The 13054-nt window shown below is 56.3% G+C and carries 13 protein-coding genes; 12 read left to right on the top strand and 1 reads right to left on the bottom strand.

What is annotated here, in order from left to right:
* Window positions 1-20 precede the first annotated feature (20 nt).
* Window positions 21-2597, bottom strand: a complete 2577-nt coding sequence (gene mrcA / locus RZ35_RS16155) for a peptidoglycan glycosyltransferase/peptidoglycan DD-transpeptidase MrcA (RefSeq protein ID WP_071999815.1) — start codon at window positions 2595-2597, stop codon at window positions 21-23.
* Between the two features lie 96 nt (window positions 2598-2693).
* On the opposite strand from mrcA, the gene pilM reads away from it, so the two are divergent.
* The 12 genes from pilM to trpS all read left to right on the top strand — a co-directional run bounded on the left by pilM (window position 2694) and on the right by trpS (window position 12888).
* Entirely contained in the window at window positions 2694-3554 is an 861-nt protein-coding gene (pilM, locus tag RZ35_RS16150) for a type IV pilus biogenesis protein PilM (protein ID WP_026744235.1), read from the top strand.
* On the top strand, window positions 3554-4129 hold the full coding sequence (locus RZ35_RS16145; RefSeq protein WP_026744234.1) for a PilN domain-containing protein: 576 nt from the start codon (window positions 3554-3556) through the stop codon (window positions 4127-4129). The genes pilM and RZ35_RS16145 overlap by 1 nt, the downstream gene beginning before the upstream one ends.
* A 41-nt stretch (window positions 4130-4170) precedes the next feature.
* A complete protein-coding gene (locus tag RZ35_RS16140; RefSeq protein ID WP_026744233.1) occupies window positions 4171-4674 on the top strand; it encodes a hypothetical protein in 504 nt (167 codons plus the stop codon).
* A 35-nt stretch (window positions 4675-4709) separates the two neighbouring features.
* A complete protein-coding gene (locus tag RZ35_RS16135) occupies window positions 4710-5075 on the top strand; it encodes a HofP DNA utilization family protein (RefSeq protein ID WP_051625602.1) in 366 nt (121 codons plus the stop codon).
* Window positions 5075-6361, top strand: a complete 1287-nt coding sequence (hofQ, locus tag RZ35_RS16130; protein ID WP_074729270.1) for a DNA uptake porin HofQ — start codon at window positions 5075-5077, stop codon at window positions 6359-6361. The genes RZ35_RS16135 and hofQ overlap by 1 nt, the downstream gene beginning before the upstream one ends.
* A 316-nt stretch (window positions 6362-6677) precedes the next feature.
* Window positions 6678-7199 carry a shikimate kinase AroK gene (gene aroK / locus RZ35_RS16125; protein ID WP_026741304.1) on the top strand — a complete coding sequence of 174 codons (522 nt, stop codon included), beginning with the start codon at window positions 6678-6680 and terminating at the stop codon, window positions 7197-7199.
* 52 nt (window positions 7200-7251) lie between these two features.
* Window positions 7252-8337, top strand: coding sequence for a 3-dehydroquinate synthase (gene aroB, locus RZ35_RS16120; protein WP_026744231.1), 1086 nt, complete (start codon window positions 7252-7254; stop codon window positions 8335-8337).
* Window positions 8338-8464: 127 nt separating this feature from the next.
* Window positions 8465-9484: an SPOR domain-containing protein gene (locus RZ35_RS16115; protein ID WP_026744230.1), complete on the top strand. Its 1020-nt coding sequence runs from the start codon at window positions 8465-8467 to the stop codon at window positions 9482-9484.
* Window positions 9485-9561: 77 nt separating this feature from the next.
* Complete coding sequence (gene dam, locus RZ35_RS16110; RefSeq protein WP_026744229.1) at window positions 9562-10392, top strand: adenine-specific DNA-methyltransferase; 831 nt, start codon at window positions 9562-9564, stop codon at window positions 10390-10392.
* A 120-nt stretch (window positions 10393-10512) separates the two neighbouring features.
* Complete coding sequence (rpe, locus tag RZ35_RS16105) at window positions 10513-11190, top strand: ribulose-phosphate 3-epimerase (protein WP_026744228.1); 678 nt, start codon at window positions 10513-10515, stop codon at window positions 11188-11190.
* Window positions 11183-11887, top strand: a complete 705-nt coding sequence (locus tag RZ35_RS16100) for a phosphoglycolate phosphatase (RefSeq protein WP_026744227.1) — start codon at window positions 11183-11185, stop codon at window positions 11885-11887. The genes rpe and RZ35_RS16100 overlap by 8 nt, the downstream gene beginning before the upstream one ends.
* The gene (gene trpS, locus RZ35_RS16095; RefSeq protein ID WP_026744226.1) at window positions 11884-12888 is read left to right on the top strand and encodes a tryptophan--tRNA ligase; all 1005 of its coding nucleotides are present in this window, start codon (window positions 11884-11886) and stop codon (window positions 12886-12888) included. The genes RZ35_RS16100 and trpS overlap by 4 nt, the downstream gene beginning before the upstream one ends.
* The last annotated feature ends 166 nt before the right edge of the window (window positions 12889-13054 follow it).

Here is a 13054-nt window from a genome sequence, read left to right as displayed (position 1 = left end):
GCGCCTGCCTGATAGCGGAATTAAAATAACTCCTCGGATTGACCGCTGCCGGCGTCGTACAACGTCGTGCCGGAATCATGAGTCGCATGCTGTGTCGGCTGCGTCCCATCAATAAAGTACTCCTGACGACTGTTACCGCCCCCGTCTGACAGCATGCCCGTGATGCGATCGATAGTGACGGTGGTAATGCCCGGCGGCGGCGAGGTTTTCTGCTCCGGTACGCCGTTAAGTGCGACTTTCATGAAGCTATCCCAGGCCGGTTGCGCGCTCTTGGCGCCCCCTTCGTATCCGGAAATCTGATCGCGGATCGCACCCGAGAGGGTCGAACGTCCCAAATCGCGACGATGATCGTCGAAGCCAATCCAGATGGACGTCACGATATTTGGTCCATAGCCGGAGAACCAAGCATCCTTGGAGTTGTTAGTCGTCCCCGTTTTCCCACCGATATCATGGCGTTGCAGCACTTTTCCTGCGCGCCATCCGGTTCCCATCCAGCCTGGTTCGCCGAAGACATTACTGTTCATGGCATCCTTGATAAGGAAGGCCAGCGGTGTGCTGATGACGTGCGGCGCATAAGGCTGATTGGCCTGTCGTGCCGCTTCCGGCGGAGTAATCGGGTCGGGCTGCGGCGCGGCGTTGGGCTGTGGATGCTCCTGCGACGTGGCAACATTTTCCATTGAATCTGGAGACAGCTCGACGGAACGTTGGGTTTCACCGTAAATCACCGGCAAATTACAGGTATTGCAGACAATTTTAGGTTCGGCGGCGAACAGCGTATTACCAAAGTCATCGACGATCTTGCTGATGAAGTACGGGTCGACCAAATAGCCGCCGTTCGTCATCACCGAATAGCCGCGAACCATCTGTAGCGGAGTGAATGCAGCGGCGCCAAGCGCCAGCGACTCGGTGTGCACAATGTTTTGCTGTGGAAAACCGAAGCGCTCCAGATAGTTGGCCGCATAGTCCACGCCCATCGCGCGCATCGCGCGTACCATCACGACGTTTTTCGACTGTCCGAGACCCTGACGAAGTCGGATGGGGCCGTCGTACTGCGGCGGGGAGTTTTTCGGACTCCAGTCGGAACCGGCGCCCGGATCCCAGCGGGTAATCGGGGCGTCGTTTAGCAGGGTCGCGAGCGTCAGCCCTTTGTCCATCGCCGCCGTATAGAGGAACGGTTTAATGTTCGACCCGATCTGGCGCAAAGCCTGAGTGGCGCGGTTGAACTTGCTCTGGTTGAAGTCGAAGCCGCCCACCAATGCCAGCACGGCGCCGTTGTTCGGGTCTAAAGACACCATCGCTGAATTGACGTCGGGCAACTGAGCCAGCCACCAGACGTCGTCGACTTTACGCACCCAGATCTGCTGACCTGCCTGCAGGACATCCGTCACGCGTCGCGGTACGGCTCCCTGCAAATAGNCGGTTTTGAATGGGCGGGCCCAGCGTACGGTTTCCATCGGCAGAACGACTTTTTCGCCTGATGATAAGGTCGCGGTGGCCTGATCGGCGGCGGAGGCCGTGACTACCGCCGGTTGCAGTGGCCCGTAGACCGGCAGTTTTTTCAGGGTTTCAACGATTTTCTTTTCAGGCCAGGCCGGCATACCGACTTTCCACAATTCCTGGTCTGCGCCGCGGTAACCGTGGCGCATATCGTAGTCGATCACGTTGTTGCGCACGGCTTCATCAGCGGCCTGCTGAAGTTTCCGGGTAATGGTGGTATAGACCTTGTAGCCATCGTTATAGGCGCCGTCGCCATACCGTTTCACCATCTCCTGACGCACCATCTCCGCCATATATGGCGCGGAGAAGGCGATTTTGGGCGCATGGTAGTCGGCATCCAATTTCTCGCTTCGTGCCAAATCGTACTGGCCCCGAGTGATGTAGTTTTCATCCAGCATGCGTGACAAAACCACGTTGCGGCGAGCGAGCGCGCGGTCGTACGAGTAGAGCGGGTTGAAGGNCGACGGCGCTTTGGGCAGGCCGGCGATCATCGCCATTTCTCCCAACGTCAGCTGATCCACCGTGCGGCCAAAATAGACCTGAGCTGCCGCGCCGACGCCGTATGCGCGATACCCCAGATAGATTTTATTGAGATACAGCTCGAGGATTTCATCCTTCGTCATCATCTGCTCGATGCGAATGGCGAGAAAGACCTCTTTGACCTTACGCAGCAGCGTGCGCTCCGGGCTTAAGAAGAAGTTACGCGCCAGCTGCTGAGTGATGGTGCTCGCGCCTTGGGACGCATGGCCTGACAACATCGCAACCGATGCCGCACGCAGGATGCCCTGGGGGTCGATGCCGTGGTGTTCATAGAAGCGGCTGTCTTCAGTGGCGATAAAGGCGTGTACCAGCTCGGGCGGGATTTGGGACAGCTGCAACGGAATGCGGCGTTTCTCGCCGAATTGAGCGATGAGCTCGCCGTCGGCGCTGTATACCTGCATCGGGGTTTGCAGACGAACGTCTTTGAGCGTCGCGACATCGGGTAACTGGGGCTCAATATAGCGATAAAGGCCATAGAGCGAGGCGGCTCCCAGCAGAATGCAAGTTACTACAAGGATGAATAAATACTTTACGAGCTTCNCCTGAGATTTTCCATTCAGTAGCGGTTGAATAGTTTATAAGCAATCGGGCGCTAAGTATAAAGGTAAGCCAGCGCTGAGAACACGTTCTTTTGGCTGACGATAAGGAGATCGAACATGGCTTACCACATCTGGCGGGTTGGATTGGATATACAAAATGGCGTCGTGCGCGCTCTGGCGGTGCAACGTCGCCGCGATGGCTGGCAACTGCGCCACTGGTGGCAATTACCGTTGCCGGGCGATACGTTACGCGCAGGTAGTCTACATGATCCAGACTCACTTTGTGAGGTGCTTCATCAATGGCGGCGTGAGTTGCCGCGCTTCATTTCTCTGCGCATCGCACTACCGCCAGCGCTGATATTCCAACACCGAATGGTGGCTCCCGATCCCCGGTTGCGTGAGCCGGAACGCAGCGGATATATCGAAAAGATGGCGTCGAAGACGCTTCCGGTGAGTGTGGAAGCGCTGGCGCTCGACTATCGCGACGACCCGCATACACCGGATACCGTGCTGGTGACGGCCGCCAGAAAAACAGCGCTGACGGCATGGTTGTCCTGTCTGGCCAAAGCCGGTCTGTATGCCGATGTGGTGGATATCAGTCCCTGCGCCCTTCGCTGCGTAGCCAGACAAGTCGGTATTTCTCCTCATGCGCCGCTGCTGCACCGCTTTAAGGATAGCTGGCTGTGGATCTCTCCGGTCGGACAGCCGCTGCACTTTGGTACGTTCACTTCGCAAGACCGGGGCGAACATGCCACATTGCTCGACTGCATCAGTGAGATAGACGAGCGCTTCCCGGCTTCAGCACACTATCCGATTTACCTGAGTTCGTCGGTCTCGAATAGGGATGTCGGCGAAACGGAACGGCTGATCCCGTGGTCGCCGCTGGTGGCGTTCAACTATCAGCAAGCGCCGTTGCCGATGGAACCGTCGACATTCGCTATCGCGGCCGGGNTGGCGCTGCGTCCGGGGGATGACTGATGCCGGTTATCAACTTGCTTCCGTGGCGGCGCCGTCGGCTCATGCGGCGTATTCGCCTCTGGAGCCTCCTGTTGACCGTGCAGCTTGCGATTGCGGCGTTCATCATCGCGGGAGACTACTTGGCCTCTCAACGACGGCACGCGACGCTGACGCAGCGCATTACCCAACTGCAATCAGCCAGGCAGTCGTATGAGACGCAGTATCAACGCGTTCTCCTGACCACTCAGCAACAAGCGTTCAAACAGGCCCAACAGACGTTAAGCGAGCAGGGGAAACGGCATAATCGGCGCTATCAGGAACTCTTGAAATATCTCCCCCGGCTGATGCCGGATGCGCTATGGCTGACGGAAATCAGCGACAGCGAGCGCGGTCTGCTGCTGTCGGGGGTGAGTCATCATTATCAGACGGTTGTCGATTTCTCCAGNCGTCTGGCGGGACACCCGCTGGCTGCAGCCCCCCAGCTTCGACAAACCCGCCGCCATTCGAAGAATGCGGCGTTGCTGGAGTTCACCTTGCAATTGGGAGAAATGGAGAACGTCCGTGGGATGTCGCCTGTTGGGAGAAGAGAGAAATGAGGCAGGTTTCCCCATTCGTTTGTCGATGGTTCAATACCCCGATGCGAGCGCTGTTAACGACGCAGTGTGGATTGGTAGCGGCGCTTTCGCTGGTGATTTGGGGCTCGGTGAACAGCGGATTGCGGCAGCAAACGGCGTTACTGAAGGAACAGCGGCAAAGAGAGCAGAAGGCGGTAGCACAGTGGCAGAAAAGGCTGACGGCGTTACCTGCTCCGGCCGCCTTGCCGCCGCGTTCAGCGTCGCGGCCGTTGGCGGAGACGCGTTGGGAACAGGGTATCGTTTTACCTACGGAGGCGCTGCGTGAGTCCGGCGGCCAGCTTATCTCCTGGTCCCCATTGTCGCCTGACGTCAATGAGAGCGACGAAAGCGGATGGCTGCTGGTCTTTAATGCAGACTATGTGGGCATACGGCGCTTCATTAGCCGGCTGAACGGCTCCACTACCGTCCCCCGCATCGATCGACTGGTGATGACGGGGGGCGGTGAGGGCATTCGAACCGAACTCCTACTGCGTACCGCCGTGCCGAAAACGGGAGGTCCGCGATGACAGTGGCGTCAGTGTTATTCAACGGAAAATCATGCATGGCGATGGCTTGCCTGTTGCTGGCATTGAACTCGGGCGCTGCGCGGACTCCTCCTCCGGCGACGGAAAGGGACCCGTTTCAACCGCAGACTGTGCCTTGCGCTATGCCTGCGTCCCTGGAGCAATGGCGGCTGCTGGGGCTGGTTGGCGATATGTCGCGCTGGGTGGGATGGGTAAAGCAGGCGGAAAATGGATGGCTGAGGGTGAGGTACGACGAGACGGCGACCCCAACTGAAGGCTTGAAGGTGCGGCTGGATCGTGCGCATCGAACGCTACGGATTTTTCCTCCGCAAGGCGATTGTCCGGTGTCGGAAATTCCGCTGTCTCTACCTTTTTTCAACTGGGCACAAGGAGGCGCGCCATGATGTTTTGTCGTGTTTTATGCATGCGGAAAGCGACGTTTCGCTATGTGCTGCTGGTGTGTCTTTGCTTCCATCAACCTGTCATGGCGCAGGAGGCGCTCCCGGTTTCGCTGGCTTTTGATGATGTGCCGGTCGCGCGCGCGTTACAGGCGTTGGCGGACCACCAGCGATTGAACCTTGTTGTCGCGCCTGGCGTGGAGGGAAACATCAGCCTGCAGTTGAATAACGTTCCCTGGCAGCAGGCGTTAGACATCACGTTAAAAATGGCCGATCTGACGTTGGAGAGGGAAGGCGATGTGCTGATGGTGTACACCCGCGGGAAGTTCTCAGACGTGCCGCAGACGGAGCGGGAGGTGCAGCATACGAAACCCTTGAAAAATGCATCTCTAATGCTGCAATACGCGGAGGCGAGCGACGTTGCCGCTGGTTTACAGGGGCAACGCGGCACGCTATTGAGTGAACGCGGCCGGGTGACGGCGGATAAACGTACCAATACGTTGCTGATAAGGGACGAAGCGGCGGCGGTAGCGGAGATTAAAGCCTGGATTCGCGAAATGGATAAACCGCTGGCTCAGGTTCGACTGACGGCTCACATCGTAACGATCGGCAGCGAACAGCTGGAATCGTTGGGCGTGAACTGGGGTCTGGGCGAGCGCGTGGGGCCGGGTAAAGGCCTTAGCGTGAACAACTTCAATATCGATTTGCCGATCACGACGCCCGCGATTAAGGCTGGCATCCACCTCGCCCGACTTGATGGCCGACTGCTCGATCTGGAGCTACAGGCGCTGGAACAGGAAAACGCGGTCGAGATTATTGCCAGTCCGCGGCTGTTCACAGCGCACCGGCAGACGGCCAGCATCAAGCAGGGGACAGAGATCCCTTATCAGGTGTCGAGCGGCGCGAGTGGTTCGACGTCGATAGAGTTCAAAGAAGCGGTATTGGGTATGGAGGTGACGCCGCGCGTGCTGCCCCAAAACCGCATCAGCCTGAATCTGCTTATTAGCCAAAACATGCCGGGAAGAGCCATTAAACAGGGCGAAGGAGAAATATTGGCGATTGATAAGCAGGAAATTCAAACGCAGGTCACGGTCACCGATGGTGAAACAATTGTTTTAGGCGGTATTTTTCAGCAGCAGAAAAATCAGGCTGAAAATCGCGTGCCCGGACTGGGTCAGTTGCCAGTCGTCGGCGGGCTGTTTAAAAGCCGCAGTCAGCAAAACACCCGGCGCGAGCTGGTGATCTTCATCACGCCGACGCTCATTCACGACGCGCCACAGACAGAGTTATAGCTTTATCGATAGTGATGAGGGAAAACTGCGCATTTTATCAATAATTCCCTTCACCGTTTGACGATGCGGCGGTTTTAGCATACAAGGATTAGCGAATTGAGTACTGAAGTGTCGTTCCACCGGCGATGACGATAACTTACATCATCCTTGTTTGGATAATGTGAAATTTTATTAGGTTGCCAAACTACCCTGAGTATTGAGATAATTTTTCGTCTGATTCTCGCACTATCGCTCATGAGGTTTCAGTTTAGGTTCCGCCGCAGGTTACATGGCGGGGCGGGTTATCATTAACGAATTTCTTAGTAATACCAAAAAAATGGCAGAGAAACGCAATATCTTTCTGGTTGGGCCTATGGGTGCCGGCAAAAGCACTATTGGCCGTCAGTTAGCTCAGCAACTCAACATGGAGTTCTTCGACTCCGATCAAGAAATTGAGCGACGTACCGGGGCTGATGTGGGCTGGGTATTTGATGTGGAAGGCGAAGAAGGCTTCCGCGAGCGCGAAGAGAAAGTCATTAATGAATTGACGGAGAAACAAGGGATCGTGCTGGCAACCGGCGGCGGTTCGGTGAAAACACGCGAAACCCGCAATCGCCTTTCTGCGCGAGGCGTTGTCGTGTATCTGGAAACCACCATCGAGAAGCAGTTAGCCCGCACTCAGCGTGATAAAAAGCGCCCATTGTTGCAGGTTGAGGCCCCTCCGCGCGAAGTACTGGAAGCGTTAGCGAGAGAACGTAATCCACTGTACGAAGAAATCGCAGACATCACGATTCGCACCGATGAACAAAGCGCCAAGGTAGTTGCCAACCAGATCATCAGCATGCTGGAAAACAACTGATTTTGTATAGCCGCCTGCACTCTACGGGCTTCCGACAGGTCATGGAACGCGCATGGAAAGAATTATCGTCACTCTCGGGGAACGCAGTTATCCCATTACGATAGCCGCTGGATTATTCAGCAACGCAGACTCTTTTTTGCCGTTAAAGGCGGGCGATCAGGTTATGGTGGTGACCAATGATACATTGGCGCCGCTCTACCTGGACGCCGTGCGGACCGTTTTGGAAAATGTAGGGGTGCGGGTTGATCAGGTGATTCTTCCCGACGGAGAGAAGTATAAATCTCTGACGATACTTGATCAGGTCTTCTCCGCGCTATTGGAGAAACCCCATGGCAGGGACACCACGTTGGTGGCGCTGGGCGGCGGCGTTATCGGTGATTTGACCGGCTTCGCAGCGGCCTGCTATCAGCGCGGCGTTCGCTTCATTCAGGTTCCGACCTCTCTCTTGGCTCAGGTGGATTCCTCCGTCGGCGGTAAAACCGCGGTGAATCATCCCCTAGGCAAAAACATGATTGGCGCTTTCTATCAGCCGGCCTCCGTGGTGATAGATATCGACTGTCTGAAAACGCTGCCTGCCAACGAACTCTCTTCCGGTCTGGCCGAAGTCATCAAATACGGCATCGTATTCGACAGCGACTTTTTCGCCTGGCTGGAAACACATATCGACGCAGTGCGCGCGTTAGAAAACGCCCCTGTGGCCTACTGTATTCGACGCTGCTGTGAACTCAAGGCGGAAGTCGTCGCGGCCGATGAACGCGAAAACGGCCTGCGCGCCTTGCTGAATTTAGGCCACACATACGGCCATGCTATCGAAGCGGAAATGGGCTACGGCAACTGGCTGCATGGCGAAGCGGTGGCGGTCGGTACGGTCATGGCCGCTCAGGCCGCATATCGTCTCGGCCTGCTGGGTTCGGCAGAGGTTGATCGTATCAAAGCGTTATTGACGCGAGCCGGACTGCCGATCACGGGGCCGGCTTCAATGACTCCCGAGTCTTATCTGCCGCACATGATGCGCGATAAAAAAGTATTGGGTGGTGAGCTGCGCCTGATATTGCCTATGGCTATCGGCCAGGCTGAAATACGCAGCGGCGTCGCCCATGATGTGGTTCTGGCTTCCATTGCTGATTGTCTTCCCTGACATAGACTTAGTGAGAAGTCTCCCTGTAGGGGCGATGGTTTTTATTTGTACTATGATACCTGATGATATAGCTATTCGCGGCGGTTGCATCACCACGAGCAGCTGCCGTTCAATGGGAGGGGTATAGATGGGTGAGTTCAATCCGGAAGACGAGCTGAAGCCGGATACCAGCGATCGTCGGCCACAGCGCCAGCAAAAAAGAAAACAGGGGTTCACTCTGCCCAGCATGGCGTTATCCAAACAGCATGTCATGATTGGCGTCGGCATTATCGTGCTGGTGCTGCTGATTGTTGCCGTTGGTGCCGCGCTTCAGTCGCCGAGTCAGGATGTGACGCCGCGCGCTTCCTCTAGCGGCGGTTCGAAGAGCATTGAGCTTGCATCGCCTTCGGCTTCAACCACCGGCTCCACCGCGCTGGCCTCACCTCAAACGCAGGTTCCCGGCCAGACGCCAGCTGGCGAGCCGCAGTCGTTGAGTGCGCCTCCTGTCGCGGAAGCGCCCACTCAGGCGCCGTTACCCGCTCAGAACAAGAACCAGCAACGTATTGAGCTGTCGGGCAATATGATGGATACGCTCTCTCAGCCGCAGCAACAGCAGCAGTTGAATGCGGTGGCGCAGAACAGCGCTGGCTCAGAAGTGACTTTGCCGACGTCGCCGGCTTCGGTGTTACCAGGCGGCAAAGCGCGCCCTCCGCGTGAGACAACGACGCCGTTGCGTCCCGGCACGGAGAAATCTCGCCATACGGATGCCAATGGCCTGTCGCATAAAGCTCCCGCAAAAAACAGCAGCGTATCCAAAGCACCGACGACGGCTATCACTCCAGCGCCGTCAAGCAAACCGGTTGCATCGGCTGGCGGCGGCCAGGCGAATGGTTCGATTCAAAACGCGTCAGCCAGCCACTTTACGCTTCAGCTTAGCGGTGCGTCCCGCGAGAGTTCGTTGCAGGCCTATGCTAAATCGCAGCGGCTGACGAATTACTGGGTCTATCAGACTCAAAGGGATGGCAAACCCTGGTATGTGCTTGTGAGCGGTGTTTACGCTTCCTCGGATGAAGCCAAACGCGCCGTTGCATCACTGCCTGCCGATGTTCAGGCCAAAAAACCATGGGTTAAGCCGATCCGACAGGTGAAGCAGGACTTAAGTAAGTAACACCAATTAGCCCTGATGTGCTGTCTGAAACAGAGTACAATCCGCGGCTCTGAAAAGTATGAGTAACTAACGACGGCATGAAGAAAAACCGCGCTTTCTTAAAATGGGCTGGTGGTAAGTATCCGCTGGTAGAAGAGATTCGCCGATATCTACCAGCGGGAGATTGCTTAATCGAACCCTTTGTGGGTGCCGGCTCGGTGTTTCTCAATACCGACTACGACAACTACATCCTGGCTGATATCAACAGCGATCTCATTAATCTTTACGATATCGTTAAAACCAAAACGGAACATTTCATCCGCGATGCCCGCGAGTTATTCACGCAAGAAATGAATACCTCGGAGGTTTTTTATCTGCTGCGCAGTGAATTTAATGCTTGTGATAACGCCTACCGACGCGCGCTACTGTTCCTCTATCTGAACCGCCACTGTTACAACGGGTTATGCCGTTATAACATGAGCGGCGAATTCAACGTGCCGTTCGGGCGTTACAAGAAACCCTATTTTCCCGAAGACGAACTGCGCTGGTTTGCGCAAAAGNCTCAAAATGCCACGTTCGTTTGCGAGCACTACCGGGACACGTTGACGAAGGCGAAGCAGGGATCGGTGGTGTATTGCGATCCGCCTTATGCGCCGCTGTCCGCCACCGCGAATTTTACGGCGTACCACACCAATAATTTTAATCACGACGATCAGCGCGGTTTGGCGCAGCTGGCGGAACAGCTATCGGCGGAAAGCCAAATACCGGTTCTGATATCCAATCACGATACAGAGCTGACGCGTGAATGGTATCAGTCGGCCTCTTCCCTTTACGTGGTCAAGGCCCGGCGGACGATTAGCCGCAATATCGCCGGGCGCAGCAAGGTGAACGAACTGCTGGCTTTGTACCGCGGCGTCGAGTTAGGGTAAAAACATTAGGCTGGGCTGAGTGAAGCCCCGCGTTGTCGCCAACACAGAGGCTGTACGAGTCCTTTTGAACCCGAAGTGGCTTCGGCAGCAATATGCAGACTTGATGGTTTGGAGAAGCGAATGAAACCGTTTTTAATCGCCCCGTCTATATTGTCGGCTGACTTTGCCCGGCTGGGAGAAGACACCGCCAAAGCGCTGGCGGCGGGAGCCGATGTCGTCCACTTCGACGTCATGGATAATCATTACGTGCCCAATCTGACCATGGGACCGATGGTGCTTAAGGCGCTGCGAGATTACGGCATTACCGCCCCGATTGACGTACACCTGATGGTCAAGCCGGTGGATCGCCTCATCCCGGACTTTGCCGAGGCCGGCGCCAGTTACATTACTTTTCATCCCGAAGCCTCAGAGCATGTCGACCGATCGCTGCAACTGATTAAAGATCACGGCTGCCGCGCGGGATTGGTGCTCAACCCGGCGACGCCATTGAGTTGCCTGGATTACGTCATGGATAAGCTGGACATCATTCTGCTGATGTCAGTCAACCCGGGCTTTGGCGGACAATCGTTCATTCCCTCCACGCTTACCAAACTGCGCCAGGTGCGCAAACTGATCGACGACAGCGGGTATGACATCCGCCTGGAAGTCGACGGCGGTGTCAAAGTGGACAATATCGGTGAAATTGCCGCCGCCGGAGCGGATATGTTTGTGGCGGGGNCGGCGATTTTCAATCAGCCTGACTATCAGGCGGTAATCGATAACATGCGTCAGGAATTAGCGAAGGTGTCCCATGGATGAACTTATCGCTGNGCGCGGGCTAGCTTTCGACCTCGACGGCACGCTGGTTAACAGCGCGCCGGGCCTGTCTCAGGCGCTGGATATAGCGATGCGGTCTCAAGGCCTGCCCGAGCCGGGTGAAGCACTACTGGCAACCTGGATCGGCAACGGCGCCGATAAAGNGGTCGAGCGAGCGCTGCGCTGGGCCGACATCGAGCCTTCTCCTGAGCGCATGCAGTCCGTGCGCAAGCAGTTTGATATCGCCTACGCGCAAACGGTCGATGCTGGCAGCCAGCTTTATCCCGAGGTCAAAGATACGCTGCACGCGCTGGCTGCTCGCAATGTCCCTATGGCGCTGGTGACGAATAAGCCGACGCCTTTCGTGGCGCCGTTGTTGCGTTCGCTCGGGATCGACGCCTACTTTACGTTAGTGCTTGGCGGCGATGATGTCCCGAGTAAGAAGCCTCATCCCGCGCCGCTTTATCTGGTGTTGGGAAAGCTGGGATTGCGAGCGAACGAATTGTTGTTCGTCGGCGATTCTCGTAATGATATACAAGCCGCTCAGGCGGCCGGTTGCCCGAGCGTCGGTATGACCTACGGCTATAACTATGGCGAAGCGATAGCCCTAAGCCACCCGAATGTGGTGTTAGATCGCTTTGCGGATCTCTTGTCCCTTGTCGGACCGTCTATTTCAGATAATCAGGAAGTATTAGCATGAGTAAGCCCATTGTATTTAGCGGCGCGCAGCCGTCTGGCGAGTTGACCATTGGTAACTACATGGGTGCGTTACGTCAGTGGGTTCATATGCAGGATGATTATGATTGCATTTATTGCATCGTGGATCTGCATGCCATTACGGTTCGTCAGGATGCGGAACAGCTGAGGAAAGCGACGCTGGATACGCTGGCCCTCTATCTGGCCTGCGGGATCGACCCGCAGAAGAGCACCATCTTCGTACAGTCGCACGTACCTGAGCATACACAGCTGGCCTGGGCGCTGAACTGCTACACTTACTTCGGCGAACTGAGCCGCATGACCCAGTTCAAGGACAAGTCCGCTCGCTACGCCGAAAACATTAACGCCGGGCTGTTCGGTTATCCGGTGCTGATGGCGGCGGATATCCTGCTGTACCAGACGAATCAGGTCCCGGTGGGGGAAGACCAGAAGCAGCATCTGGAGCTGAGCCGTGATATCGCTCAGCGTTTCAACACGTTGTACGGCGACACCTTCAAGGTGCCGGAACCGTTTATTCCCAAGTCCGGCGCGCGCGTGATGTCGCTGCTGGAACCGACCAGAAAGATGTCCAAATCGGACGATAACCGCAACAACGTCATTGGCCTGCTGGAAGATCCGAAAGCGGTGACCAAAAAAATTAAACGCGCGGTGACCGATTCGGATGAGCCACCGGTAGTGCGCTATGACATCGCCAATAAACCGGGCGTGTCGAACCTGCTTGATATCCTCTCTGGCGTCACGGGGAAATCTATCCCGCAGTTGGAGCAGGAGTTTGAAGGCCAGATGTATGGTCACCTGAAAGGCGCCGTGGCGGAAGCGGTGTCCGGCATGTTGGGCGAACTGCAGGAGCGTTATCATCGCTTCCGCAACGACGAAGCCTATTTGCAGCAGGTAATGCGCGACGGCGCCGAGAAGGCCCGTGAGCGCGCCAGTCAGACGCTGAACAAGGTCTATGACGCCATTGGGTTCGTCGCTCGTCCATAAGCCATAGAACGCCCGTTGCGCGGATATCCACAAGATCCGAAGACGAGCCAGGCGGCTCGTCTTTTTCGTTTCAGGTCAGCGATATCGACGTCACCACCGTGAAAAGCGCCACATCAGCCGGATTGCGGCTGTCAGCCCGATTTTCAGTCCTGCGTAAAAAAAGGTA

The sequence above is a fragment of the Lonsdalea quercina subsp. quercina genome (assembly GCF_000688655.1).
Classification (GTDB): Bacteria; Pseudomonadota; Gammaproteobacteria; order Enterobacterales; family Enterobacteriaceae; genus Lonsdalea; species Lonsdalea quercina.
This window is presented reverse-complemented; position numbering and strand designations above follow the sequence as displayed.

What these genes read in the sequence shown, in the direction of transcription:
- RZ35_RS16135 (WP_051625602.1), top strand. Translation starts at nt 4,710, where the DNA reads ATGGCGATGGCTTGCCTGTTGCTGGCATTGAACTCGGGCGCTGCGCGG.
- trpS (WP_026744226.1), top strand. Translation starts at nt 11,884, where the DNA reads ATGAGTAAGCCCATTGTATTTAGCGGCGCGCAGCCGTCTGGCGAGTTG.
- aroB (WP_026744231.1), top strand. Translation starts at nt 7,252, where the DNA reads ATGGAAAGAATTATCGTCACTCTCGGGGAACGCAGTTATCCCATTACG.
- aroK (WP_026741304.1), top strand. Translation starts at nt 6,678, where the DNA reads ATGGCAGAGAAACGCAATATCTTTCTGGTTGGGCCTATGGGTGCCGGC.
- RZ35_RS16140 (WP_026744233.1), top strand. Translation starts at nt 4,171, where the DNA reads ATGCGAGCGCTGTTAACGACGCAGTGTGGATTGGTAGCGGCGCTTTCG.
- hofQ (WP_074729270.1), top strand. Translation starts at nt 5,075, where the DNA reads ATGTTTTGTCGTGTTTTATGCATGCGGAAAGCGACGTTTCGCTATGTG.
- RZ35_RS16115 (WP_026744230.1), top strand. Translation starts at nt 8,465, where the DNA reads ATGGGTGAGTTCAATCCGGAAGACGAGCTGAAGCCGGATACCAGCGAT.